We start from the raw sequence: 25,431 nt of genomic DNA, 5'->3' as shown, positions 1-25,431 counted from the left end.
ATCAGGTTAGCCGTTCAATCACTAGACTATATAAGGTTAATTACCTAGAGATGAAATGTTGTTTTGGAATGAGCTGTAACTTTATGGAATAAGCTTAGCAACTTTTTTGCTTTAGGGGATATAAAGGAAGATATTGACGAGGATATAACCTGAAAAACAGGATGTTATAAACACATTCTGTTATATCAATGATGCAAAACAAAGGCGACTGTCAGCTCTCTATGGAGAGGGAAACGGCCTCTAATCCCTTGATTCCCGCTTATTAATTATCAGAAAGATTAATCTATTTTCGCTAGCGGAGGGATGCTGAGCCGTTCCCTTTCGATGACGGACTAAATCATTAACCCATTAAGTCGGTCAATAGATGGGCTATCCCCCTATCGTGCGGTTCTATAGCGATATCACGACGAAAGGGGGTTGGGTTTTCTTCAAATTCGAGGGTTATCCCTCGTGAAGACCACATTCTCGTTTTAACCCAAAGAAACGGGTCTCTTCCTCACGCATTCCCGGCTCCCATTTGCGAGTAGTATGGGTGTCGCCTACCGACAAGTATCCCTCTTCCCACAGTGGGTGGTACGTTAGCCCGTGTTGTTTAAGGTACTGATAGACTTGTCGGTTATCCCAATCAACAATGGGGAGGAATTTAAAAATCCCACGTGAAACGGAGAGAATTTCCAGTTGCGAACGACTTTCCGATTGCTCACGGCGTAGCCCGGCAAACCAAGTGCTCACCTGTAACTCCCCCAGCGCCCGCGTTAGCGGCTCGACCTTGTTAAGCTGGTTATAGCGCTCAAGACCCTCGACGCCCTGCTCCCAGAGTTTACCGTAACGCGCCTCTTGCCAGGCTGGGGATAGCTCAGCCCGGTAAACTTGCAGGTTAAGCTGCAAGCGTTCCTGCAAGCTATCGATAAACTGGTAAGTTTCAGGAAATAAATAGCCCGTATCGGTCAAAATCACCGGTATTTGCGGGGATTGCTGATTCACTAAATGTAGACTTACCGCTGCTTGGATCCCAAAACTACTGGTCAGCGCATGCTGTCCCGGTAAGTTTTCCAGTGCCCACGCTACCCGCTCTTCGGCACTCAATGACTCAAGTTGTTGATTAACAGCTGTCAATTCAGCCTGCTGCGTCGCTTTATCGAGCGACGCAAGTTCTGTAAGATCGAGTTTTGACATTATACCTCCACCGCAGCCCAGAAATATCTAGCCGGATCAACGACTTCTCGAACGATCCCGCTACGAATGGTGTAATCCCCGAAACCTTCATCCGGTTGGCGTTCTTGTGACCAACGTCCGATAAGTTCATCAAGAATCGAGAGAATCTCCGCTTCCTGAATATTTTCACGGTACATCGCCGGGATCCGTGTGCCGATACGATTTCCACCCAAGTGTAAGTTATAGCGTCCCGGAGCTTTCCCTACTAGCCCTACTTCGGCTAATAGTGCTCGCCCACAGCCATTCGGACAACCGGTAACTCGCATAACGATGGCTTCATCAGCAACATTATGGCGTGTCATTAAGGTTTCAACTTCACTGATAAATCCCGGTAGAAAACGCTCAGCTTCCGCCATCGCTAACGGGCAGGTTGGAAAAGCCACACAGGCCATTGAGTTTTCACGCTGAGGTGACACCTTTTCCATCAAACCATGTTCTACCGCTAAGGCTTCAATTGCCGCTTTCTGGTCTTCGGGTACGCCAGCGACGATTAAATTTTGGTTTGCCGTCAAGCGGAAATCACCTTGGTGGATTTTCGCTATCTCCGCGATCCCTGACTTTAACGGGCGTCCTGGGTAGTCCAGTAACCGACCATTCTCGATAAATAGCGTGAGGTGCCACTGGTTATCGATTCCCTTAATCCAGCCGAAGCGATCGCCACGAGTCGTAAATTCATAAGGACGGATAGGCGCGAAGGTCAGACCCGCACGCTTCTCTACTTCTGCTTTGAAGACGTCAGGGCCGACGCGCTCCAAGGTATATTTAGTTTTGGCATTTTTACGATCGGTACGATTGCCCCAATCCCGTTGCGTTGTAACGACTGCTTCGGCAACATCGAGGACTTTATCCAGTGGCAAGAAGCCAAATTCCGTCGCCGTGCGCGCATAAGTCGCTTTATTACCATGATCGATTGAGAGCCCACCGCCCACTAATAAGTTGAAGCCGACGAGTTTGCCCTCTTCCGCGATAGCGATAAAGTTCAAGTCATTCGCATGCAGATCAACATCGTTATGTGGGGGGATAACGACCGTCGTTTTAAACTTACGAGGAAGATAGGTTTCACCCAGAATCGGTTCCTGATCGGTGGTGGCGACTTTTTCTTTATCCCACCAAATTTCTGCATAAGCGCGGGTTTGCGGGAGTAGATGCTCTGAAATTTTCTTCGCCCACTCATACGCTTCTTGATGCAGCGCAGATTCGACGGGGTTCGAGGTACAGAGGACGTTACGGTTAACGTCGTTCGCGGTCGCCAAGGCATCCAACCCAACGTCGTGCAGCATCTGGTGAACGGGTTTAACGTTTTTCTTTAAAATACCGTGAAACTGAAAGGTTTGACGGTTAGTCAGACGAATACTGCCGTAGATCGTTTTCTCTTGCGCGAAACGATCGATAGCCAGCCACTGCTGAGGGGTAATAATTCCCCCCGGTAGTCGGCAACGTAGCATCATGGCATGACGCGGCTCAAGTTTCTGCTCATTACGCTCGGCACGAATATCCCGGTCATCTTGTTGATACATGCCGTGAAAACGAATTAGTAAATAATTATCACCGTTGAAGCCGCCAGTTAACCCGTCGTTAAGGTCTTCACTGATCGTTCCGCGTAAGAAATTGCTCTCTTTCTTTAAACGCTCGGCATCGGATAATTTTCCCTCTACAACCAAAGGGCCAGGGTATTTTGTACTCATTAGTAGACATCTCTCTGATAGCGACGAGCAATGCGCAAATCGCTTAAGTATTCGTCTGCAGACTCAGTGTCCATTCCGCCATATTCAGCGATGATCGCCAATAAGGTGTTTTCGACATCTTTTGCCATGCGCGTTGCATCACCACAGACATAGATATGGGCGCCCTGTTCAATCCAGCGCCACACTTCCTCACCTTGTTCGCGAAGTTTATCTTGGACGTAAACTTTCTCCGCTTGGTCACGAGACCAGGCCAGATCGATGCGCGTGAGGAGTCCTTGTTTTACATACTTCTGCCACTCCACCTGATACAAGAAATCCTCGGTGAAGTGTGGGTTACCGAAAAATAGCCAATTCGGCCCTTGTGCCCCATCGTTATCCCGTTGCTGGATAAATGAACGGAAGGGCGCAATACCTGTTCCTGGGCCAATCATTATGACAGGCGTATCGCCATCGGCTGGCAGTCGGAAGTTATCGTTATGCTCGATAAAAATATCAATGACATCATCTTCTTGTAACTGGTCAGCCAAGAAACCTGAGGCTCCGCCGGTGCGAGCACGCCCTTCAATTTCGTAGCGCACAACGCCGACAGTAATGTGAACCTCATCTTCAACTTCTGCTTGAGAAGAAGAGATGGAATAAAGGCGCGGAGTAAGAGGACGCAGTAATCCAACAAGCTGCTCAGCACTTAATGGCGCTGGAGCATGACGGATCATATCGGCTATTGGCCATTGTTGAGCAAACTCTTGAAGCGCCCCCTTCTCTTTCACTAAAGCAAGTAAGGCCTCGTTGGCGGAAAGATGTGCATATTGTTCGACAATTTTGGCACTGTTAACCGTCAACTCAAAGCGGTCGCGCAATGCTTCAGCGATCACTAACGACTCCCCCTCAATCATCACTGTCTGAGTAGGGTCAATCCATAACAACTCTAGCATTTCGCGAACTAAGGCCGGATCATTTTTAAACCAAACCCCTAGCGCGTCACCCGCTTGATAGCGAAGACCTGATTCGCTGATATCGATCTCAATATGGCGAATGTCACGGTCGGAATCGCGGCCGGTAATTTTCTGACTAACCGCCAAGCTGGCCGTTAAAGGGGATTCTTTACTGTAGGGCGTACTGTCAAGCGTATCGCTATTGCCTAACGAGGCTTGGGCAAGTGCTTGCGAAGAACTGCTTGGGACACGAGCTTTGAGTAATGTTACAACGTCAGCACGCCACTGTTCGGCAGCCAGCGTATAATCAACATCAGCATCCACCCGCGGCAGTAATCGTTCTGCACCGAGCGCAGCCAGTTGCTGATCAAAATCTTTACCTGCTTGACAGAAAAACTCATAAGAGGAGTCACCCAGTCCAAACACGGCAAAACTTACTGTGGGCAGAGCTGGCGCTTTTTTAGAGTGCAGGTACTTGTGAAACGCCACGGCTTCTTCAGGGGCTTCACCTTCACCTTGTGTCGAGGTGACGACCAAGACAATATTTTCTGACGCAATCTGCTTAAATTTATAGTCCGCAGCATTGACCAAGTTTACCTGCAACGTCGCGGCTAATAGGTCATCGCGCAGCTGTTCAGCTAAACGTCGAGCATTCCCGGTTTGAGAGGCTGAAATCAGGGTAATACTCAGTGGGGCAACTTCAGGGGCGACACTTGATAAAACCGGGGTGCTTTGTGCCGGGGATGAATCGTTAAGCCGCCCCCAATAATACCCAGAAAGCCACGCAAGTTGATGCGAGGTAAATTCTTGAGTCACTTCTTGTAAGCGGGCAAGTTGCTCCGCACTAAGCGGCAGCTGAGGGACTTGGTTGGTCATTGCGTTTTGTATTCCAGTGCCAATGGCTAAAAATTCAGTAAGTGTAGAGTAACCGTACGATTATTACTGATAAAGACGGCTTAGGTATATTAAATAACTAAATACACTAACTTGTTTTAATGCTAAGTCTTATCGATAAAACTGGTTAACCCAGTAAAAGGCGGCCGATCGCTGGCTGATAAGGTGAAAAGAGTGAGCCGAAGGCACTTTTACGCTAAACTGCTACTTTTCGACTTAACTACCGCGGAATCGACGATTTATTATGGCTGTAACCACTCTGTTTAAAGAATTTCAATTTGAAGCCGCCCATTTGCTTCCCCATGTTCCTGAAGGCCACAAATGTGGACGCCTACACGGACATTCTTTCCTTGTTCGTCTTGAAATTATGGGGGAAATTGACGCGAATACAGGCTGGGTCATGGATTTTGCTGAGCTGAAAGCCGCCTTTAAGCCGCTGTATGAGCGACTTGATCACCACTATTTAAATGATATTCCCGGTCTTGAGAATCCGACCAGCGAAGTCTTGGCGGTATGGATTTGGCAGCAGATGAAACCATTGCTGCCATTGCTAAGTGCCGTGATGATTAAAGAAACCTGCACCGCAGGTTGTACCTATCGCGGCGAATAAGCCTAGGCGATATTCAGGTATTTGTGAGTTTGCATTGAAAAACGCCAGTTTCTTGCAATACAGGTGGCGATACACAACTCGGTAGCCGCCTTCTTACAGCTAATGGGCTGCAACGCGATAATCCGCTGGCTCGAAGGTGGAACTTGGCTCAATAACAGATCCAACGCGTCGATATCACGCTGACGTCCAACCGGGTGTTTCACCTCATTCGCCCGTAATAACGCGCTGTTAAGGACATCATAGCCCCCACGCATGTTGACTTTAGGCGAGACCGTCACCCAGGTCGCGTCAGAGCAACGAATGGGATGTGTGCCGCTGGTTTCGATTTGGCATTGGAAACCCTGTTGCTCAAAGTATTCAGTCAGTGCCGTCAGATCGTAGAGCGCAGGTTCACCGCCGGTAATGACGATATGCTTTGCCGTCCAGCCATGTTCGCGAACAACCGCGAGTAGCTGCTCGACGCTGACGTCGGCCCAAGCCTCGCTTTCTGCGGTTTTATTTACGATATCGGACAGCGACTGCTGCTTATCGGCATACTTTTCCCAGGTATGCTTAGTATCGCACCAGCTACAGCCGACAGGGCAGCCCTGTAGACGGATAAATATCGCTGGTGCGCCGGTATAAAACCCTTCGCCTTGTAAGGTTTGGAACATTTCATTAATGGGGTAAAGCATGGAGACTCAATCGTTGCGCGAAAACGTCTATTATCGCAGAAAATCCCCTAATTACCATGTCCCGATCATGCTTACTGGGAGAAGCTACCGATCTCATCGCTTAAGAATCCTTTGATTAACGTCACTATCGCTTGGCGGTTAACTGCTTTCGCTGCATTCCCTTCCCCCGTACAGTAGTCTTTCCAATAATTCACCCGTTTATCTGAGTTGGTCGTCGAGACATAATAAATATCGACGCGTTCAGTATGGGTTTGCGATCGTTCTATAATGCCACTACGAATTTTTTCACAGAGGTTATATTGCTTTAGGTATCGATCAGTGACTTTCGCAGGATAGGTACTATCATCACCATCAGACATTACAACAAATATTTTCCGCGGGTTAGTGCCCTTCATCATCACCGGTACCGAACGTACCAGCCCGGAGCTTGTTGCCGTCCATCCCTGCGGTTCCATGTTTTGGAACTGATGCAGTTCATTGGCGTTATTGGTTAATTCGATCAGCCACGAGTACAGGCGTGCGCTGCTAAGATCGCCAGAGTGACCCCACCATCCGGTGTTATGGCACATCTGGTTATAGACACGATAGTTATAATCATCGACAGAGGTCCATAACATAGGGAAGGTAATGATCGCCTCTTCGCCAAACATCTGGTTTAGCGTCGCTTCATAATCGATCGCATCATCATGCTCAATAGTTATAGTGGTGCGTTGGCGTTCGCGAACTTTGAGCGCCATGACATATTGCTGTTCGATAATCTGTTGCGCACGCTGAGTGTAGATATCATCTTTAGCGACCACACTGCCATCGAGATCGAGTGTTTTAAAGCGATGATCGAAACACGAATATTGGGTTTGACCCACATTGGTCCCCCATACATCGTTCTTACGACACCACTGCTCATTAAGCGCATTCGCGGTTAGCGCCGGTCGAGATTTGGCGACCCGATTGAGATAATATTTTCTACGGGTCTCATCGATGTAATAGCTCTGATCAGAGAGTTTAGTGTATTTTTTATTAACATATTTATCCCCCCAAAATGCGTAATCGATCGCCCACTCTTTTTTAGGGACGAATAAGACGCTGCAACCGGCTTTGGGGCCGCCGCGCTGATTCGTCTCGGGGTACTTCACTGCAACGCCAGCACTAAAAGGTACCATCCCTATTTTCGAGCCGGGGTTGCTGGTTAAGATATAGTCGGTGAGTTCTCGAAACACCTCTTTAAGTATGCGCATCCGAGCTCCCTGTTGAGAGGTTGAGAAGTCCATCACAAACACGACATCTACCGGCCGTGAGACTTGTTTTTTAACGGTCAACGGCGTGGCGGAGATCGCAAAATTTTTAGCGCCTTCGCTCAGGGTGGCATGGTAGAAAGGAAAGGGTAATTCGAGCTTGATGCTAGGGTGATAGGTCATGTACTCGGCATTATTGGTCGTGTCCGCCGCTACTTTCGAGAATTTGAAAGTCACCTCAGGCGTTTTCGATGCCTCTGGAAAGAAATTTTTAACGTAGCGGGTGACTAAATTTTTCATTTCCGGTGGGTACTGGCCTTTATCGGTCACCGAGCTACTTGCCGAGACGATTAAGCCAGTCTCCGCTGCCACATCAGTCAGTTTAGCTTTCGCGATAAACATCTTGACCGAATTAATCCCCAGCGCGACAAGGATCATCAATATCGGTAATAACACGGCAAAGGAGATCATTATGGTACCGCGCTGATCACGGCATCTGGTTAGGATCTGCTTTACTATCCTTGTAAGCATTGTCTTATCTCCCTAGTATCCTTGAGCGCCTGTTGAATAGGCTTGCCTTGGTACATCGAAAACATCGCAGGTAAACTTTGCGGTTTAAATTTTCGTACCCAGATCCCCGTCGTATCGTTGATGAGGGGTACGGTTGTGGTATTGGCCAGCGGCTGTAGGCCGATATTAATAAACGTCATCGAGCCTAACCGTTGCAATGTCGGACTCAAATAATATTCACGATTAAATTGTTTAAATAACGCGAGCTGCTCGGGTATCGCTGCATCGATAAAAACGAAACACTCTACCCTTCCCTGCACCTTTCCGGCATCTGCCCCGAAGCCGAATAAAAAGAGCAGTACCCCAAAGAGCCATAGCCTATTCATGGTTAGCGAGCCAACAGGATGGTATAGGCCGAGACAGACTCAGGAAGGAGATCGACACTTTTAAGCAATTGGTGCAGCGTTCCTTTAGGCGTTGGCAAGATCAGGGTGACCTGATACAGCGGTAACCAGCGCTGACGACTGCTAAAGGGCGAAAATTCAATACTGTTTTTAAGCGGAGGCGTAGTGATGCTATTACAAAGTGTCGAGCCGTAATCCAATTTTTGTTGATAGCTAATTGTCTTTTTTAGCGCAGGAGTGAAACCAATTGATTCCACACGAAGGCATAACTCTTTGTCGTAACGATGATAGGTAAGGGATTTCGCTAACTCATAAAGCTGTTTAATATCATCATTAGAAAAGCTCTCTCGCTTACCATAGAATTGCGTTCTTTCCCGTACCAACGAGGCTAACGAGTAATTGACCCGCTCCGCTTGGCTTTTTGCCGCAAGCCAGAAGCCATATTCCAAGCTGGCGACCGTGATAATCGACAAAAAAGAGAAGATAAAGGCGGCCTCGACCACGATACTTCCCCGAGTATCCTTAACGACTGAATATATTCTCGCTAGCATCCTTACCTCGACGACTCAATCATATAAGTAACCTTACGAGTCAATAGCCCATCCAACTGACTGAATAACGACTCTGACCACGCGACCTGACTGATTATTTTTAAAGGCCGGTATTGATAGCTGACTGAGTACAGCGCAAGCCTCTTTTTACTGTTATAAAGCGATGAGCAATGACCTTTAATAACCTCATTGACGGTACTGCAAAAACTCGCCTCGACTTTAATATCTTCTGGATTAATAAACATACTCCAAAAGGCATTCTGACTAAAAAAGTACTCGTCAAATACCTGCTGATAATCGACAACCGAAGTACTATTATCTCGATATGCACTATTACGTGCCGCCTCAGAGAGCGAATAATCCATAGCGGTAATAATGAATATAAATTTATTGATTTCAAATATAATAAATACGAAGGCAACAAATATTATATAAAGAAACGAAAACTCTATCGAAATCACGCCATCCTGGGCGAATAACTTCCGGTACCACCGTTGCATCATTGACATCCTTTAAAAAGTTTGCACATTAAATAGGTCGGTCGCGAGTAGATCAGGATGTTTGGAAAAGTTTCTTTTTTTCATAATATCTTTGGCATACCGTAAGTCTCCGCTCTTCGCTAAAGCAAAAATAAGATTATGTTCAAGCTGTGGATTGCTGTATCCACGCAAATAGATAGGGAGAAGCAGTTGTACTGCCTCAGTATATTTTTTCTGAATAATATAAATCATTGCCATATTATTCACGACATCCTCTTCTTTTTCGTAGCTCGCTCTCGCTTGTGTAAAGGAGGACAAGGCTGCATCCAACTCCCCCATTTGCGCTTGGATTACCCCTTTTAAATTTAATCCTTGTGCATTATTACGCTGTTTACTCAATGCAATATCAACAAAGCTCAGTGACTTTTTATATTCCCCTAATGCCGCCAGATTCTTTGCTTGTAAAAGATAAATATCCGCGGATGCACCAGAGGCTAACAAAGGAGTAAGGTAATACATCGACGATCGATAATCTTGCGAGAGATAATAATAATTAGCCAGTTCATAACGAACCTTTGGATTATTATTTTTTTTAAGTTCATCGCGTTTAATCTTAATCAGTCCAGAGTAATTTTTCACCTTAAGGAGCAGACTTTCATTTGCCAAGGGATTTTTTTTAAATGATGTTGCATTCCCACTGCTACACGCACTGGTCATCACCACGGAAGAAAAGAGAAATAGCGGAATTAATAGCAATTTAACCATTAGAGAAAACCCTCATAATGCCTGGTGCGGCAACGATAATAACAACGGGAAACATAAAAAAGAGTATTAATGGCACGCTCATTTTCGCCGACAACTTTCCGATATTTTCTTCGGTGGCCAGTAACTGAATTTCGCGTATCTCTCGTGACAGCTCCATGAGTTGTTCATAGAGCGATGAACCGTATTGTAAGCTCTGTTCAAGCATGGCGCAGAATAGCCGCGTCTCCGTCGAGGGAATTTCTCGACTAAAGTGATACAGCGCATTACTTAAACCGCTCATCTCGGTACGTCTGACTAAACGCTGTAAAAAGGGAACGAAGTCAGGATTAATTCCTGACATTTTTGTCGCTAAGAATTTGAACGCCTGCTCAGGGGTCATCCCACATTGAATACTCACCGCCAAAAGATCGATCATCCAAGGCAGCTCAGCCGTTAATTTTTTGACCCGCTTTTTGACATACATCGCCCTAAGGGTACTGGGTAAGACGATAGTTATCACTAAACTAATAATCCCGACTACCACATAATCGCTACCCGCTAACTCCCACCCCATCAACTGGCTTACGACTATTCCCAACACAGTTAACATGATCGCTAGCCCGATTTTGAGAATAAAACTTGCGTCAATACGTCGATAGAGGTTTAACGTCTGGCTGTTTTGCCCGAGTACGGCTTCGGTTTCGTAATGATCTTTATGTTCCTGTATTTTTAATTCCTGGGTTTTTGCATCAACCAGGGTCATACTTTTTTCAATGGCGGATTGTCTGGCCTTACGCATAATGAAGGACAGAACCACAATAGATGGAATGATAATCATAATAAGGAAGATAACCATACTATATTTTCCTCATTAGGAATTTAATTATTAAAGTACCCACACCAACGCTGCCTAATAAATAATAGAGAAGTATATTTCCGCGGGGGTCCTCAAAAATAAAATTAAAATTATCTTCACTAATAAACTTGAGTAAGATAAGGAAAAGAAACGGTATCGCTGCGGTAATTTTTGATGCCATTCGCATTTCTGACGTCAGGGTCAGCATTTTCTTTTCCATCGCCGTATTATTCGCTAAGGAACGTTGTAGTTTCCCCAATACTTCGCGCAGTCGGCCACCACTATTAATATTAAGCAGTATCGCAACAATAAAGAAATAATATTCTTTATAGGGGTAAACCTTCCAAGAATCGAGAAACACCACTTCAGGGCTATCACCAAAGTTTAAACGACGGGTAATAATCCCAAACTCTTTCGCCAACTTATTAGTATTATTACGACTATAATCATCCATTGCCTGTAGAAATGTACGTCCGGACGAGATAGCACCGTTTATGGATGAAATAGATTCTGTGAAATCGACTTCAAATATTTTCTTCCTTTTTTTCAATAGCATCTTGTACCAAAAAATATAGCTTATCGGCGTTAAGACTAGCGCAATAGGTACGCTTGGAAAATGAAAAAAATTTACATTTATGGCTTCGACAGCAATGATAAAAACTAGAGGTACCGCTAACCTTTTCACAAAGTCATAAAAGTTATCTGCAATAAAGACATGCTTAATTTTAAATAGGGTATCATTGATTTTTCGTAAAATAATAAAATTTAGAGATTCATCACTTTTCTCCGCCGAATTTTGCCCAAGTAATGTCATGAGCATATTTTTACGGTCGTCTCCCTTAGTAAAAGCATTGCGTGTCGTTCTATTCCGAATGACGACCATCATAAAAAAAAGAAATGCGAGAACAATTAAAATGAGCGAGATCTGTTTCATATCATTGACCAAATATCTGTTTCAAATAGGGATCTTTTGAATGCATTTTGGCACGGCTATAAATGTTTGACCGAGTAGAGAGTCCTGGGGTAACAAACTTACCACTCACTTTGCCCGAGGAGGACTCACCTATCTGAAAGGAGAATATTTCTTGCAGGATGATGGTTTCCCCTTCTAGCCCCATAATCTCTGCAATATGAGTAATCTTACGCGATCCATCATGGAGTCGGTTAGCTTGTACGATTAAGTTGACCGCCGAACTGATGTTACGTCGAATCGCTTCTAAAGGAAGATTCAACCCGGCCATCATCACCATATTTTCAAGCCGCGCTACGGCATCGCGCGGGGAGTTGGCATGTAGGGTGGTCATCGAACCATCGTGGCCGGTATTCATCGCCTGTAACATCTCGAACGTCTCTCCCCCCCGACACTCACCGACGATAATGCGATCCGGCCTCATCCGTAAGGTATTGATCATGAGGTCACGCATAGTCACCTGCCCACTGCTTTCAATACCCGCCATTTTGGTTTCGAGCCTGACAACGTGCTCTTGCTGTAATTTTAATTCGGCGGCATCTTCCAGCGTGATCACCCTTTCATCGCTATTAATATGACGAGATAAGGCATTTAACAGCGTCGTTTTCCCGGAGCCGGTTCCTCCAGAGATAATAATATTCGCCTGACAACTGACCGCGAGGGCGAGAAAATTGGCCATCTGCTCATTCATCGCCCCCCAATTCACTAGATCCTTCAGTGTTCTAGAGACATTACTAAACTTACGAATTGAGATGGAGGTTCCATCCAGTGCGACCGGATTGATAACAACATTTAACCGGCTGCCATCGCTCATTCGTGCGTCGACTAACGGTTGTGATTCGTCGATGCGCCGGCCGACGCGGTTTACTAAGCGTTTCGCTATCTCGGTCAACTGCTGATTGTCGATAAATCGCTTATTGGTGCGTACCAGCTTACCACTGCGTTCCACGAAGATTTTTTCAGGGCCATTGACCAAAATATCGCTGACGCTGGGATCCTCCATCAGTTCACGTAGCGGGCCGACGCCGAGAATTTCATCTGCGACAGCAATCGCTAATATTTGCGTATTCTCTGAGGGGAGGTAGAGGTTGCGCTCGATACTGACTCGTTGGATCGTTTTCGAGATCTCGCGAATTAACCCCACCCGATCACTGAGTAAGTTTTCGACTAAATCGATATCCAGCTCAGGCAGAACTAGACCACGTAATTGTTTAGCTATGTCTTCGTACTTATCCGCCACCTTATATTACCCTCTTCCTGTTATTTTTTTTATTGAGTCAAATAAACTTATTTTTTCCTGGTGTTTATTTTTTCTTCCTAGCAGTAAATTACATAAGGACTCTAAATGCTGATGGTTTTTTCCTTGAAAATTAAGCACTAACGAAGGGTCACCGGGCTTTAAAAGATAAGGGATAGTCACATCAACGGGTTTTCCTAATAGTCCGCTAACCTCCTGACTACTGATTTCTCCATTAACTTTACTGTGGTGTTGGTTATGGCAGACATAGATTCGCCGTACGCCATTATTACTATTCATTAAGTGATTATTGGCTTCGATAATTTTCTTCGCGGTTCTTACCGATGAGAGATCCCTATCACACACCAATAACAAGCAATCGGTATGGGTTAATACATTTTCAATATTCTCATCAGCGGCGTTATAAGCAGAAAAATCGAAAATAATACATTCGTAATTGTCGTAGACTGAGTTGTAATATTGCCAAGCCCCACTTCGCTCTTCATATAAGGCTGATAGGTTCTTCTCTAAAAGAGTGACTTCATTAGAGATAGCGACCTTAGAAATTAAATCTAAATTTTTACTTCCAAAGGCACCCTGTACCAGTAAGGTAGAAGATTGGCGTTTATTAGCAATAAATTGCGCAGCATGGTAACTCAGCATTGAATTGCCTACGCCCCCCTTACAGCCTAATAGGGTAATGCGTACTGCACTGTTGCCGATTGCGACAGATTGCTGCGTATCGTTTTGGACTAAACTACCAATACGATTAATTTGGGTTGGATAGTGACAGTAATGGATCTCTTTTTTTAGAAATTCCTCGGCTAAGAGGAGTGAGTCCTTAGTACTAAAGGCTATTTTAGTTACATTTTTTGATAACTGTAGATCGATAATATCGATAACGCTATCAGGCGAATCAAGCTCCGAAGCATCGAAAATAATACAATCGGTATTAGCGGTGTCTTCAAATTGATCTAATTGTCGTATATCGCCATGAAACTGCTTAACCGTTCCCACATCGCGGAGAGATAATTGTTCACATACCTTTTCCATTCTCCCCAGATCGGGTGTGACAACGAGTATGGAATCGCCCAGTGAGTCATCTTGTTTAGTATTTTCGGAGAAAAGTAACATAATTCATCCTTGTGTTACCCGTTGTCAGATTATCTGCGTATTTTCATCGCATCAAGATTGTCATTGATTGCACAACTCTCTTCGCCCATCACCTTAAAAGGCGTGCGGAGGTTATAGGGGGCGCAGTGGGTACTTGTTTTAGAGGTTTTAAGTACCAGCGTAATAGAATCACGGGTGTGGTTTTTGTATGCCATACTCTGAGAGAAATTGCGGACAATATCTTGTTTACGCACCCCTTCTTTCTCTAACAACAAGGCCAGTTTATTTACAGAGCTAAGGAGTTCAGGATTTGCCCATTGAATTTCTATTGCACCATGCAGGTATTGATAAAAAGGCAGTATCTTCGCGACGCTAATTTCCTGCTCTATATCGCTGCGGCCCTGAACATTAAAGATATAATCACTCGCCGAGCATAGTGTACTGAGTGAAAGGGACAGGGTCGTTCCCACTATTATTTTTTTGAGTAAGTTCATCATCAGTAAATAAAACCTCCCTGTTCGAGAAAATCGACAACCGCTTTTTTAGAGGTGTGGCTGCCTGAACTGCCGATATTTAAATAGCGTTCTAGCAATGTGCTTCTTTGCCAGTTAGGTAATGAGACTTGCGATGATGAGATAGGGCGTACCAAATTCACTGTTGCCACGACCACCAGCTCAGTGCGCTCGCGCTGTGAGGATGTCGAACGAAAAAATGCGCCGAGTACAGGTATATCCCCGATATACGGAATTTTCTTTAAAACTTCTTTTTCCGACTCACTCAGTAACCCGGCCAACACAAAGCTTTCACCATCTGCGAGTTCAATTGTCGTGCGCGATTTCCGTGACTTAATGGCGGGTAAAAGTAATTCGTTGGTTTTGGTGACGTTGTTACTATCGACATTACTCACCTCTTGTGAGAGCGTCAGCCGTACTTTCTGGCTATTCTCAACCTTGGCCGCCACTAACATCTTAATACCCACTTCTTTATATTCGACGCTACTACCATTAGAGGAACTCGTTAACACAGGGATCTCTCCGCCGACGAGGAAGTCAGCCGTTTCCCCTGACAAGACAGAAAGGTTAGGTTCAGCCAATACCCTTGCAACGGATTCATTGCCTAGTGCATTGATCACAGAGGTGAGCTGTGTGGCATTGAACTTGAGCTTATTTAATACGAAGCTTCCGACATCCATCGCCTGCCCCCACTCTATCCCTAAGGCATCGCTGTAGTTTCTGTTTAACTCGACGATAGAAACTTTGACGTTGACCTGGTTAGCAAAAGGGAGGGTCATTTTATTTTGTAACTTACGATAGCTGTATTGACTTAAATAAGGGATGTTATCCTGTTCAAAGCCGGTCGTTTCGCTGGTAAATTTGGTTTTTACCTCAATTCGTTCTAAGCCTAATGCCTCGCCAACGATTTGATAGATCGCATCACGACTTTCTTCATCAGCGGCGGTCCCCGTGAGAATATAGCCATCCCCCACTTTTTTTAAGCCGATAGTGGAGCCGACAAATTGATCTTCAATCTGCTTGGCTAATTTTCCGATTAAAGGGTCGACAATGACTTTTATATTGCGAGTCATATCGTTTTGTACGATAAGTATTTCTCCCTCACCATTATCGACGCCATAGATCACTACTTCGTTATCGCTAATCATATTATAATTAACGACATTAGCATCTGTAGTGAAAACAGTATCGATAGGCGCATGACTTTTTATTGTTCTTGCCGTGCCTTTCGAGAGATAAATCGTTTCTGCTGTCGCAAAAAAAGGTAATGCGATGACTAAAATCATCAATATAGATTTTAAGGAAATTCCCGCATAGAGTCTCTTCATTACTTGCTACCTTTTTTAATGATACTTTCATTTTTTTTATCGGTAATTCTCGCATCAGCGGGAAAGATAATCATTTCATATTTATTATCTATTTGATAAATTTTCTTTAAGTCCGCTCGACTAAGTTCAATATCGACTGAATAGTCTTCGTTATTATCAAGTAACCTACTTGTTGTGAAATTGCTAGTTTCATCATCAGCGGGGGGCATCCTTCCCTTCAGTGCGGGAGTCAGTAATTTTTTATTTTTAAATATCTTAACTATTCTCACCACAGATTCGCCACGATATATCGTTGACTTATTGTCATGTTCTCTCTTTGGTGACTCAAATCGTAAATACACATCTACCAGGGCACCAGGTAGGAGACCATTTATATTATTTACATATCGTTTATTAAGATTTATGGTAAATCGAAAGTGCTGATTGTTCGTGTTATATTCTGGTTTATCTTTAGTTAATAATGAGGGAACTAATTTCGTACCGACGTCGACGGATTCAGTCAGATAATACCCAACAACATCCTCCACTTTTTCCGGCACAGGGGCACCCTCTTCAAGGTCTTCTGTTTTTTCTTCGTAATCATCTTTCGTGACCATCTCGCCGGCTGCCATGACTCTATTAGTAACATAGTAGGTAATATGCGGTGTCTGTGGTTCTTGTTCCACGGAGGTACTATCTGAGTCAGAAAAATAGATCCCTAAGATACCTGAGAGCAAAAGTATGATAGAAACTATGACAATCAGCCTTTGGTTCACGTTAACCCCTAATTTATATCAATAATTTAAGTAAATACCCACTGCTTATCGCTACGCCGTAAGGGAGGGTCTTAGAAAATCTTCTCGGTGAGCACTTATGTAAGCAGAAGACAATTAAAATTAGTGGCAGCCCTGATACAGTGACCAAGAATATGAAATCAGGCAACTCACGTAGTGGGAAGGCGAGTCCTAACGCCGATAGGAGTTTGATATCTCCAGCCCCAACAAAATTAGTTAATATAATAATAATTCCAATACCGAATATAACTACGGCACTTATAAAACTCACTGGTTGGTTTATCGAATATAAGTATAGTATATTAACTAATATTATTACTGCTACGCACTTATTCTCGATAATTCTGTAGCGTATATCTGTATAACAGACTCTTAAAAGTAATGCTATTAAAATAATAATCATAGGCACACAAATTAGATAAAGGAGCGCTAACTCCTTTATCGGCATAAATTTTGATAAGTTTACTTATTAACAGTTCCCTTTATATTACTCGATAGAAGATTAAACTTCTGCGTAATTGCAGAAATGAATGACTCTTTGTCCGATCCAAATACTGTCAATAACATTGCGCTAATGGCAACGGCAATAACTGCATATTCAATAGCCGTTACGCCATCTTCTTTGCTAAGACGCGCTTTAATTTTCTTGAGATTATCGTAGGCATAGTTCTGTCCATGCACAATTCCATACATGATAGTATCTTTCATTAGCTTTCCTTATCCAATTTCAGAGGTTAATATTGCTTATATTAGTAAAATAAATAAGAGGCTAGTATCCAAATGGCCACTTACACGGCAGATATTACTTTATTGTCTTTTTAGTTCAAGATACAATTCTTTTTTAAAAAAATGTCAGAACCTGTTAAATATTCCATTCCTAATTTATATTAAATAAAATATTTAATTTATTCCCAATTAGCTCCATCAGTTAATTAAGTCAATAAAAATAGTAATGATGCGACTATAGAAATTTTTTTTATACTTTATATAATTAAAGAAATAAACTCATAAAAGTTTTGAGGACAGTGTGAAAAAGGCTAAAGGAATAGTAAAAGTAGAAATAATTAATGATATTATTTCTATGATTATTCAGGGAAACCTAAGTGAAGGCGATTTCTTACCTTCCATCCGCAGCATGAGTATGCGCTACCATGTCTCTCGTGGGACAATACTTGTGGTCTATAAGTATTTAGAATCAATAGGCTATATCCAGGGTTTCGAGCGAAGTGGGTACGTCGTTCTCAAAAATACACAATCACTGCCCCTTTCACAACAACCCCTTACCGATCCCCCCTATATTAAATTCTGTTCTTATCCCAGCCATGATCCGCTCACTAAGTTGGTAGAGAGAAAACCCTGTCGACTGCCTATGCATTTCGTCAGGCGCTGGTTAGTCAATTACGAAAAAAGCCATTTTCAGCGCGCGACCCTTGAGCCCTCTTCGCCAATTACTCGTTTTCTTAAACTGTCACGCTGCTTAGATATTGAAGACCATTCACTCCTCCTCTTTCCCGGTATCCAAGAAGCGTTAAGCCTTATTGCACTGTTTCTTCAGCGGGAACCAGGTCGGAACGTTATCATCCTAGAGGCCCCCTGCTCTTGGGAAGTGAGGGAGTTATTTGTTCAGTATGGGTTTGAGACTATCGATGTGCCTACCGACCATCATGGATTAAACGTAGAGGCATTACCGAATATCCGCTACGCAACACTCCTCTGTATGCCAACGTTACACTATCCGAGCGCCACAAGGCTTAGTGAGTCTCGCAGGCAGCAACTTCACGACTGGACAGTAAAAAACCAAGCGATCCTCATTGAGGATGATCGCTATACGATGCTCAGTTTTGGTAAAAACAGCTCGCTGCCGCTATTTAGTACCTATACCGATATCCCAATTTTTTATCTCACCCATCTCTTTGAATTAGTAGGGACCACTTACAATCTGGCTATTCTTATATTACCAAAATCGTTCAGTCAGACGTTGCAGATTACGCACCGTACAATGGTCAGTACCTACCCTCCTGCCAGTTTCGATATTGTGAAAACGTTTCTCGCCTCCTCCTATTTTATGAAGTATCTGACGATGCTCGTTGACGAACGCCAACAAAAGGCAGCCTTAGCGCATAAGATTTGTGTTGAGCATTTCCGGTTTCGTACGCTAAATTTTATCGATGAGGCGGGTTTCTGCTCTTTTTCTGCAGGCCAAGAAGAGATCCCTCAAGAACTCCTCAATACTGTTTTCTTCCCAATCCTCTCCACTTCGCCTTCGTCCAACGCAACGCTTCCTTTTCTGTTTCCTTATGCGTTACTCAGTCTCGCAGAGTTAGAGAAAGTCGCTGAGCAGTCATGCTCCTAAACGATGGGTACAGCTAAAAAAAAAGCCCTCATAATGAGGGCCTTATCGCATCATGTCAGGTTTACGCTTGGCCTTTCACTTCTTTTAAGCCATTAAAAGCCGCTTTACCACCCAGTGCTTCTTCAATACGAATCAGCTGGTTGTACTTAGCAACACGGTCAGAACGGCTCATTGAACCGGTTTTGATTTGACCTGCTGCGGTACCGACAGCTAAATCAGCAATCGTAGCATCTTCTGTTTCACCTGAACGGTGAGAAATTACTGCGGTATAGCCTGCATCTTTCGCCATTTTGATGGCGGCTAACGTTTCAGTCAGTGAACCAATTTGGTTAAATTTGATCAGGATTGAGTTAGCGATACCTTTTTCAATCCCTTCTTTAAGGATTTTGGTATTGGTAACGAACAGATCATCACCGACTAATTGAATTTTGTCGCCCAGTACTTTTGTTTGGTAAGCAAAACCGTCCCAGTCAGATTCATCCAAACCATCTTCAATAGAGACGATTGGATACTGTTTAGTCAGTTCTTCTAAGTAATGGGTAAACTCTTGTGAAGTAAAGGTTTTGCCTTCACCTTTCAGCTCGTAGTTGCCAGTCTCTTTGTTATAGAACTCAGAGGCTGCACAGTCCATCGCCAAGGTAACATCTTTACCCAGCTCATAGCCTGCTGCTTTGACAGCTTCAGCGATAGCGGCTAACGCATCGGCGTTGGAGCCTAAGTTTGGCGCATAGCCACCCTCATCACCCACTGCGGTATTCATGCCTTTAGCTTTTAATACTTTAGCTAAATGATGGAAAATTTCTGAACCCATACGAACGGCTTCTTTCAGGCTAGAAGCACCGACGGGTTGCACCATAAATTCTTGAATGTCGACGTTGTTGTCTGCATGCTCACCACCGTTGATGATATTCATCATTGGTAATGGCATAGAGAATTTACCTGGGGTGCCGTTAAGCTCAGCAATGTGCTCGTAAAGAGGTTGACCTTTTGACGCCGCCGCCGCTTTTGCTGCAGCAAGGGAAACCGCTAAAATTGCGTTAGCACCGAATTTTGATTTATTTTCAGTACCGTCTAACTCGATCATGATGTTATCGATGTTAGCTTGATCTTTCGCATCTTTACCGGTTAACGCATCAGCGATAGGACCGTTAACTGCTGCAACCGCTTTGGTCACACCTTTGCCCAGAAAACGTGATTTATCACCGTCACGTAATTCCAATGCTTCACGAGAACCTGTTGACGCGCCAGATGGCGCTGCCGCTAAACCTACGAAACCGCCTTCTAAATGCACTTCTGCTTCAACAGTCGGATTGCCACGCGAATCAATAATTTCACGACCGATGATTTTTACGATTTTGGACATTCGTTGTTCCTCAGTACTAGTTAAGCTAACGTTCTTAAATCTAAGACACACAGCCAGCAAAAGGTTCACTGGCTGCACCAAAAAGCTTACTTATCCATCCGCTTTTGAAAATCTATCGCGGCGCCCACGAAACCTGAAAATAGTGGGTGGCCATCACGAGGCGTCGACGTAAATTCCGGATGGAATTGACACGCAACGAACCACGGATGGTTAGGGTTTTCGATAATTTCTACCAATTGATCATCACCAGAACGACCTGCGATACGCAGACCTGCTTGTTCAATAGGTTTTAATAGGAAATTATTGACTTCGTAACGGTGACGATGGCGTTCAACAATGGTGCTTGAACCGTAAAGTTTACGCACAATACTGTCATCGCTTAGCTGGCAAGGTTGGCTTCCTAAGCGCATAGTACCGCCTAAGTCACTCTTCTCATCACGCACTTCAACGTTACCTTCTTCGTCACGCCATTCTGTGATTAGCGCAACAACCGGGGATTGGCAGTTAGCATCAAATTCAGTTGAGTTTGCACCTTTCATACCGGCTACGTTACGTGCGAACTCGATCAGAGCGATCTGCATACCTAAGCAAATACCCAGGTAAGGAATTTTATTTTCGCGAGCGTATTGAGCGGTCATAATTTTACCTTCAATACCCCGCGAGCCGAAACCACCTGGAATGAGAATAGCATCCAGATCTTTCAGCACCTCAGTACCCCGCGTTTCAACATCTTGTGAATCGATCAGTTTAATGTTGACGGTGACACGGTTTTTAAGGCCTGCATGTTTTAAGGCTTCAATAACAGATTTGTAAGCATCTGGCAGTTCGATGTACTTACCGACCATCCCAATCGTTACTTCGCCTCCTGGGTTAGCCTCTTCATAGATGACTTGTTCCCATTCAGAGAGATCCGCAACCGGTGGGTTAAGGTTAAAGCGCTTACAGATGTAGTCATCTAATCCTTGTGATTTTAACATTCCAGGGATTTTATAAATGGAATCAACATCTTTTAGAGAAATAACCGCTTTTTCGGGGACGTTACAGAATAATGCGATCTTAGCCCGCTCATTAGCCGGAACCGCACGGTCTGAACGACAGATCAACATATCAGGCTGAATACCGATAGAAAGCAGTTCTTTAACGGAGTGTTGCGTAGGCTTTGTTTTGACTTCGCCAGCGGCTGCCATATATGGCACCAGAGTCAAATGCATATAAAGCGTATGCTCACGGCCAACATCAACTGCCATTTGGCGAATAGCTTCGAGGAAAGGCAGTGATTCAATATCACCCACCGTTCCACCAATTTCAACTAATACGACGTCGTGACCTTCGCCACCTTCGATGATACGTTCTTTGATAGCATTAGTAATGTGCGGAATAACTTGGATTGTTGCACCCAAATAGTCGCCACGGCGCTCTTTTCTTAAAACTTCAGAATAGATACGTCCAGTCGTAAAGTTATTACGACGGCTCATGCGGGTACGAATAAAACGCTCATAATGCCCAAGGTCGAGATCAGTTTCAGCACCATCGTCCGTGACAAAGACTTCACCATGTTGAGTAGGACTCATTGTCCCAGGATCGACGTTGATGTAGGGATCGAGCTTCATAATGGTCACTTTTAGACCACGAGCTTCAAGAATGGCTGCCAGAGAGGCTGCGGCAATGCCTTTACCCAGAGAGGAAACGACCCCGCCGGTCACAAAAATATAGTTAGTTGTCATGCAGAACCTGAAGGTTTAGGTTTAAAGACGGTGGATGCACCAGGACGGGAAAGCAGTATACCCGAAACTGTGAATGGTCACAATTGCTCATTCGCCCTCCTTCGCCGTTTGACTAACAATGATGGTCACTAATCTGCCACGGCTCTCTGTTGATTTCAATCAGCATTACTCAGCATGGCTCTCGTTCTCTGCTTTTTCTTCGTATTTAACTTGCTGCCAGGCCGATTCCATCTGCGCTAAACTTGCCTGCTCTAGTGTCAGCCCCTGTTTAGCCATGATCTGTTCGACGTGACGAAAACGGCGCTCAAACTTCACGTTAGCTTTATGCAGCGTCGTCTCAGCACGACTGCCTAAATGGCGAGTCAAATTAACCGTAGCAAAAAGCAAATCCCCCAGCTCTTCTTCCAAACGCTCTGGATTACGCGGCTGCTTAGTCGCTTCCTCCATCACCTCTTCGAGCTCTTCTTTGACCTTATCAACAACCGGGCCTAGCGTCTCCCAATCAAACCCCACGGTTTGGCAGCGCTGTTGGATTTTATCGGCTCTAAGCAGTGCGGGCATCGCGTGTGGGATATTATCCAGAAGTGAATATTGTTGTTTTTCTTGGCGCTCTTGCTGCTTAATCTGCTCCCAACTTGCTGAAGGGCCCTGTGGATGAAACAGCTCAGGATGACGGCGAATTAATTTTTGTGTAATCGTTTGGCAAATATCATCAAAATTAAAATGCCCTTGTTCTGAAGCCATCTGGGCATAAAAAACAATTTGAAAGAGTAAATCCCCAAGCTCTTGCTTTAGATCGGTAAAGTCCTGACGGGAGATTGCTTCGAGAACTTCATAACACTCCTCTAAAGTGTAGGGAGCAATGGAGGCGAAGGTTTGCTGTTTATCCCACACACAGCCCTGTTCAGGATCACGCAAACGTTGCATGACTGAAAGCAGTTGCGATAATGATGAATCACTCATAAAAACCTCTTAATAATAAAAAGCCACTCCTGAGAGTGGCTTAGCTGATGTTAGTGAAGCCGCTTTGCATCGATGACATCAGGAATTTGGTTTAATCGCGAAATGATTCTGCCCAACACTTGTTGATTATAGATTTCAATATCCATATCAATCGTCGCAAGTTGTTTACGCGTATCACTGTGGCTAGATACGCCCAGTACGTTAACTTTTTCATTGGCCAAAATTGTGGTGATATCGCGCAATAATCCGCTGCGGTCATTCGCTATTACACGCACAACCAGAGTGTAACCACTGGAATAGTTTTCGCCCCATACCGCATCGACAATTCTTTCCGGCGCATGATTAATTAACTCAGCTAATTGCTCACAATCGGCGCGGTGAATCGAGATACCACGACCTTGCGTAATAAACCCGGTAATATCATCCCCCGGAATCGGCTGGCAGCAGCGCGCAATATGGTGCATCAGGTTACCCACCCCCTCAACCACTATCCGCCCGCTGTCTTTACGAGCGGTTTGATTATTCGCCGACTTTTGAGTCAGCTGCGCTAACGCCTTTTGATCTTCTTCTTCCGCGCTGGGTTTATAGACTTTCGCTTGTAAGTAATTGACCATCTGGTTTTGGCGAATATCACCGCCACCAATTGCCGCCAATATCTCTTCCATTGAGGTCATGTTATAACGAGGCAATAGATATTTTTCCGCATCTTTCCAGCTAATATCAAGCTGGTTAAGCTCGTTATCTAAAATTTGCTTACCGGCAAGAATATTTTTATCTCGGTCTTGCTTCTTAAACCACGCATGAACTTTTGCGCGACCGCGGCTTGTAGTGATGTAGCCTAAATGCGGATTGAGCCAGTCACGGCTTGGATTCGGCTGTTTTTGGGTAATAACTTCAACTTGATCGCCCATTTGGAGGTGATAGGTGAAAGGAACAATCCGCCCACTGATTTTCGCACCGATACAACGATGGCCGATATCACTGTGAATATGGTAAGCAAAATCAAGTGGCGTCGACCCCGCGGGAAGGTCGATAACATCGCCTTTAGGGGTGTAAACATAAACCCTATCATCGAAGACTTGGCTACGAACCTCTTCGAGCATTTCGCCGTTGTCAGCCATCTCTTCTTGCCACGCAATGAGCTTGCGTAACCAAGCAATACGTCCCTCATGCCCCGCAGCGCCCCTACCTGCTGGTGTGGCACTGCCCTCTTTATACTTCCAGTGCGCTGCGACACCCAGCTCCGCATCTTCATGCATCTGCTTAGTGCGAATTTGCACTTCGACGGTTTGACCTTTGGGGCCTAAGACGACAGTGTGAATCGACTGGTAGCCATTCGGTTTAGGGTTGGCCACATAATCATCAAACTCATTGGGTAGGTGGCGGAATAGAGTATGTACAATACCGAGCGCACCGTAACAGTCTTGAAGGCGTTCAGCGACGATCCGTACCGCTCGCACATCAAAAAGCTCATCAAAGGCGAGCGATTTTTTCTGCATTTTTCGCCAAATACTGTAGATGTGCTTAGGCCGGCCGTAGACTTCTGCTCGTACCCCTTCTTTGCTCATCATATCGCGGATTTGCGTGACGAAGTTGTCGATATACATTTCGCGGTCAATACGCCGTTCGTGTAACAGACTGGCAATGCGCTTGTACTCTTCAGGATGTAGATAGCGGAAGCAATAATCTTCCAGTTCCCATTTTAATTGCCCAATGCCAAGCCGGTTAGCAAGAGGGGCATAAATATTGGTACTCTCTTTCGCCGCCAAGACTCTTTCATCTTCCGGGGCATCTTTCATTTCGCGTAAGTAAGCAATACGCTCTGCTAATTTAATGACTACGCAACGAAAATCTTCCACCATTGCCAGCAGCATACGGCGAATATTATCGACCTGTTCAGAGGCCATCGAGTCATTTTGAATAGCTTTGAGCTGACGAATGGCGTCCATATCCAGTACGCCATTGACAAGGGAGAGAATACTGGTGCCGTAAGACGCCTCAATTTGCTCCGCTTCAAGCACTTTGGCATTTGCTAGCGGGAAAATCAGTGCTGCACATAAGGTGTCACAATCCATACTCAGCGTCGTCAAAATCTCGACCATCTCAATACCACGGCTGAGTAAGATCGCCTGTGATGGGTGATGGAGAGTTTTTTCGTGACAGTAGTTCCAGCAGGCAGTCAGGGTTTGCGCAGTCGGCTCAGAGATATTATGTAAGCTCTGAATCCACTGCTCGGCGGCAAATTCCCCCGCCGGATTGAGGTGTGCACTTCTTACTGCAACCATGATGTCTCCCGCATAACTGTTGAC

General features: G+C 44.7%; 24 protein-coding genes. 2 read left to right on the top strand and 22 right to left on the bottom strand.

From position 1 onward, the window contains the following. Positions 1-441: 441 nt before the first annotated feature. Genes HGT73_RS11430 through cysJ form a run of 3 tightly spaced genes read right to left on the bottom strand, consistent with a single transcriptional unit; the run spans position 442 to position 4,708 of the window. Positions 442-1,176 carry a phosphoadenylyl-sulfate reductase gene (locus tag HGT73_RS11430; protein WP_214215106.1) on the bottom strand — a complete coding sequence of 245 codons (735 nt, stop codon included), beginning with the start codon at positions 1,174-1,176 and terminating at the stop codon, positions 442-444. Next, entirely contained in the window at positions 1,176-2,900 is a 1,725-nt protein-coding gene (gene cysI / locus HGT73_RS11425) for an assimilatory sulfite reductase (NADPH) hemoprotein subunit (protein ID WP_214215104.1), read from the bottom strand. The genes HGT73_RS11430 and cysI overlap by 1 nt, the downstream gene beginning before the upstream one ends. Further along, complete coding sequence (cysJ, locus tag HGT73_RS11420; protein ID WP_214215102.1) at positions 2,900-4,708, bottom strand: NADPH-dependent assimilatory sulfite reductase flavoprotein subunit; 1,809 nt, start codon at positions 4,706-4,708, stop codon at positions 2,900-2,902. The genes cysI and cysJ overlap by 1 nt, the downstream gene beginning before the upstream one ends. Positions 4,709-4,970: 262 nt before the next feature. Between cysJ and queD the strand changes: the two genes are divergently transcribed. Beyond that, on the top strand, positions 4,971-5,336 hold the full coding sequence (gene queD / locus HGT73_RS11415; protein WP_214215101.1) for a 6-carboxytetrahydropterin synthase QueD: 366 nt from the start codon (positions 4,971-4,973) through the stop codon (positions 5,334-5,336). A gap of 2 nt (positions 5,337-5,338) precedes the next feature. Here queD and queE read toward each other — a convergent pair whose 3' ends face one another. The 15 genes from queE to HGT73_RS11340 all read right to left on the bottom strand — a co-directional run bounded on the left by queE (position 5,339) and on the right by HGT73_RS11340 (position 17,427). Beyond that, positions 5,339-6,010 carry a 7-carboxy-7-deazaguanine synthase QueE gene (gene queE / locus HGT73_RS11410; protein WP_214215100.1) on the bottom strand — a complete coding sequence of 224 codons (672 nt, stop codon included), beginning with the start codon at positions 6,008-6,010 and terminating at the stop codon, positions 5,339-5,341. Between the two features lie 71 nt (positions 6,011-6,081). Continuing rightward, a complete protein-coding gene (locus HGT73_RS11405; RefSeq protein ID WP_214215098.1) occupies positions 6,082-7,713 on the bottom strand; it encodes a pilus assembly protein in 1,632 nt (543 codons plus the stop codon). Between the two features lie 44 nt (positions 7,714-7,757). Then, positions 7,758-8,138 (bottom strand): hypothetical protein, encoded by a 381-nt coding sequence (locus tag HGT73_RS11400; RefSeq protein ID WP_214215096.1) that lies wholly within the window; start codon positions 8,136-8,138, stop codon positions 7,758-7,760. 2 nt (positions 8,139-8,140) lie between these two features. Beyond that, positions 8,141-8,707, bottom strand: a complete 567-nt coding sequence (gene tadF, locus HGT73_RS11395) for a tight adherence pilus pseudopilin TadF (protein WP_214215094.1) — start codon at positions 8,705-8,707, stop codon at positions 8,141-8,143. Positions 8,708-8,709: 2 nt separating this feature from the next. Beyond that, on the bottom strand, positions 8,710-9,210 hold the full coding sequence (locus HGT73_RS11390) for a TadE/TadG family type IV pilus assembly protein (RefSeq protein WP_214215092.1): 501 nt from the start codon (positions 9,208-9,210) through the stop codon (positions 8,710-8,712). Positions 9,211-9,219: 9 nt separating this feature from the next. Next, positions 9,220-9,951 (bottom strand): tetratricopeptide repeat protein, encoded by a 732-nt coding sequence (locus HGT73_RS11385; protein ID WP_214215090.1) that lies wholly within the window; start codon positions 9,949-9,951, stop codon positions 9,220-9,222. Continuing rightward, positions 9,944-10,786, bottom strand: a complete 843-nt coding sequence (locus HGT73_RS11380; RefSeq protein ID WP_214215088.1) for a type II secretion system F family protein — start codon at positions 10,784-10,786, stop codon at positions 9,944-9,946. The genes HGT73_RS11385 and HGT73_RS11380 overlap by 8 nt, the downstream gene beginning before the upstream one ends. A 1-nt stretch (position 10,787) precedes the next feature. Continuing rightward, positions 10,788-11,720: a type II secretion system F family protein gene (locus HGT73_RS11375; RefSeq protein ID WP_214215086.1), complete on the bottom strand. Its 933-nt coding sequence runs from the start codon at positions 11,718-11,720 to the stop codon at positions 10,788-10,790. A gap of 1 nt (position 11,721) precedes the next feature. Beyond that, a complete protein-coding gene (locus HGT73_RS11370) occupies positions 11,722-12,996 on the bottom strand; it encodes a CpaF family protein (RefSeq protein WP_214215084.1) in 1,275 nt (424 codons plus the stop codon). 6 nt (positions 12,997-13,002) lie between these two features. Then, on the bottom strand, positions 13,003-14,127 hold the full coding sequence (locus tag HGT73_RS11365; RefSeq protein ID WP_214215082.1) for a hypothetical protein: 1,125 nt from the start codon (positions 14,125-14,127) through the stop codon (positions 13,003-13,005). 29 nt (positions 14,128-14,156) lie between these two features. Then, positions 14,157-14,603, bottom strand: coding sequence for a hypothetical protein (locus tag HGT73_RS11360; RefSeq protein ID WP_214215080.1), 447 nt, complete (start codon positions 14,601-14,603; stop codon positions 14,157-14,159). Further along, entirely contained in the window at positions 14,603-15,946 is a 1,344-nt protein-coding gene (locus HGT73_RS11355; RefSeq protein WP_214215078.1) for a type II and III secretion system protein family protein, read from the bottom strand. Before HGT73_RS11355 ends, HGT73_RS11360 begins: the two co-directional genes overlap by 1 nt. After that, positions 15,946-16,701, bottom strand: a complete 756-nt coding sequence (locus HGT73_RS11350) for a CpaB family protein (RefSeq protein WP_214215076.1) — start codon at positions 16,699-16,701, stop codon at positions 15,946-15,948. Before HGT73_RS11350 ends, HGT73_RS11355 begins: the two co-directional genes overlap by 1 nt. Before the next feature lie 13 nt (positions 16,702-16,714). Next, positions 16,715-17,122 carry an A24 family peptidase gene (locus HGT73_RS15085; protein WP_214215074.1) on the bottom strand — a complete coding sequence of 136 codons (408 nt, stop codon included), beginning with the start codon at positions 17,120-17,122 and terminating at the stop codon, positions 16,715-16,717. A 59-nt stretch (positions 17,123-17,181) separates the two neighbouring features. Next, positions 17,182-17,427: a Flp family type IVb pilin gene (locus tag HGT73_RS11340; RefSeq protein WP_214215072.1), complete on the bottom strand. Its 246-nt coding sequence runs from the start codon at positions 17,425-17,427 to the stop codon at positions 17,182-17,184. Between the two features lie 319 nt (positions 17,428-17,746). Between HGT73_RS11340 and HGT73_RS11335 the strand changes: the two genes are divergently transcribed. Next, on the top strand, positions 17,747-19,072 hold the full coding sequence (locus tag HGT73_RS11335; RefSeq protein ID WP_214215066.1) for an aminotransferase class I/II-fold pyridoxal phosphate-dependent enzyme: 1,326 nt from the start codon (positions 17,747-17,749) through the stop codon (positions 19,070-19,072). A 61-nt stretch (positions 19,073-19,133) separates the two neighbouring features. Here the strand turns inward: HGT73_RS11335 and eno are convergent, their stop codons facing one another. From eno to relA, 4 genes are all read right to left on the bottom strand, one after another. Then, on the bottom strand, positions 19,134-20,435 hold the full coding sequence (eno, locus tag HGT73_RS11330; RefSeq protein WP_048912576.1) for a phosphopyruvate hydratase: 1,302 nt from the start codon (positions 20,433-20,435) through the stop codon (positions 19,134-19,136). An 86-nt stretch (positions 20,436-20,521) separates the two neighbouring features. Then, entirely contained in the window at positions 20,522-22,159 is a 1,638-nt protein-coding gene (gene pyrG, locus HGT73_RS11325) for a glutamine hydrolyzing CTP synthase (RefSeq protein ID WP_214215065.1), read from the bottom strand. A 165-nt stretch (positions 22,160-22,324) separates the two neighbouring features. Then, positions 22,325-23,122, bottom strand: coding sequence for a nucleoside triphosphate pyrophosphohydrolase (gene mazG, locus HGT73_RS11320; RefSeq protein ID WP_214215064.1), 798 nt, complete (start codon positions 23,120-23,122; stop codon positions 22,325-22,327). Between the two features lie 50 nt (positions 23,123-23,172). Then, a complete protein-coding gene (gene relA / locus HGT73_RS11315; protein ID WP_214215063.1) occupies positions 23,173-25,407 on the bottom strand; it encodes a GTP diphosphokinase in 2,235 nt (744 codons plus the stop codon). Positions 25,408-25,431: the final 24 nt, after the last annotated feature.

Origin of the sequence: Rosenbergiella australiborealis, from assembly GCF_018494035.1 — a bacterium.
Lineage (GTDB): Bacteria > Pseudomonadota > Gammaproteobacteria > Enterobacterales > Enterobacteriaceae > Rosenbergiella > Rosenbergiella australiborealis.
Note: the sequence above shows the minus strand (reverse complement) of the source record. Positions and strands in the feature narration are given on the sequence as shown.

Bases quoted from the DNA above. Each gene is read 5' to 3' on its own strand.
- HGT73_RS11430 (WP_214215106.1), bottom strand. From the start codon at position 1,176: ATGTCAAAACTCGATCTTACAGAACTTGCGTCGCTCGATAAAGCGACG.
- cysI (WP_214215104.1), bottom strand. From the start codon at position 2,900: ATGAGTACAAAATACCCTGGCCCTTTGGTTGTAGAGGGAAAATTATCC.
- cysJ (WP_214215102.1), bottom strand. From the start codon at position 4,708: ATGACCAACCAAGTCCCTCAGCTGCCGCTTAGTGCGGAGCAACTTGCC.
- queD (WP_214215101.1), top strand. From the start codon at position 4,971: ATGGCTGTAACCACTCTGTTTAAAGAATTTCAATTTGAAGCCGCCCAT.
- queE (WP_214215100.1), bottom strand. From the start codon at position 6,010: ATGCTTTACCCCATTAATGAAATGTTCCAAACCTTACAAGGCGAAGGG.
- HGT73_RS11405 (WP_214215098.1), bottom strand. From the start codon at position 7,713: ATGATCTCCTTTGCCGTGTTATTACCGATATTGATGATCCTTGTCGCG.
- HGT73_RS11400 (WP_214215096.1), bottom strand. From the start codon at position 8,138: ATGAATAGGCTATGGCTCTTTGGGGTACTGCTCTTTTTATTCGGCTTC.
- tadF (WP_214215094.1), bottom strand. From the start codon at position 8,707: ATGCTAGCGAGAATATATTCAGTCGTTAAGGATACTCGGGGAAGTATC.
- HGT73_RS11390 (WP_214215092.1), bottom strand. From the start codon at position 9,210: ATGATGCAACGGTGGTACCGGAAGTTATTCGCCCAGGATGGCGTGATT.
- HGT73_RS11385 (WP_214215090.1), bottom strand. From the start codon at position 9,951: ATGGTTAAATTGCTATTAATTCCGCTATTTCTCTTTTCTTCCGTGGTG.
- HGT73_RS11380 (WP_214215088.1), bottom strand. From the start codon at position 10,786: ATGGTTATCTTCCTTATTATGATTATCATTCCATCTATTGTGGTTCTG.
- HGT73_RS11375 (WP_214215086.1), bottom strand. From the start codon at position 11,720: ATGAAACAGATCTCGCTCATTTTAATTGTTCTCGCATTTCTTTTTTTT.
- HGT73_RS11365 (WP_214215082.1), bottom strand. From the start codon at position 14,127: ATGTTACTTTTCTCCGAAAATACTAAACAAGATGACTCACTGGGCGAT.
- HGT73_RS11360 (WP_214215080.1), bottom strand. From the start codon at position 14,603: ATGATGAACTTACTCAAAAAAATAATAGTGGGAACGACCCTGTCCCTT.
- HGT73_RS11355 (WP_214215078.1), bottom strand. From the start codon at position 15,946: ATGAAGAGACTCTATGCGGGAATTTCCTTAAAATCTATATTGATGATT.
- HGT73_RS15085 (WP_214215074.1), bottom strand. From the start codon at position 17,122: ATGATTATTATTTTAATAGCATTACTTTTAAGAGTCTGTTATACAGAT.
- HGT73_RS11340 (WP_214215072.1), bottom strand. From the start codon at position 17,427: ATGAAAGATACTATCATGTATGGAATTGTGCATGGACAGAACTATGCC.
- eno (WP_048912576.1), bottom strand. From the start codon at position 20,435: ATGTCCAAAATCGTAAAAATCATCGGTCGTGAAATTATTGATTCGCGT.
- pyrG (WP_214215065.1), bottom strand. From the start codon at position 22,159: ATGACAACTAACTATATTTTTGTGACCGGCGGGGTCGTTTCCTCTCTG.
- mazG (WP_214215064.1), bottom strand. From the start codon at position 23,122: ATGAGTGATTCATCATTATCGCAACTGCTTTCAGTCATGCAACGTTTG.
- relA (WP_214215063.1), bottom strand. From the start codon at position 25,407: ATGGTTGCAGTAAGAAGTGCACACCTCAATCCGGCGGGGGAATTTGCC.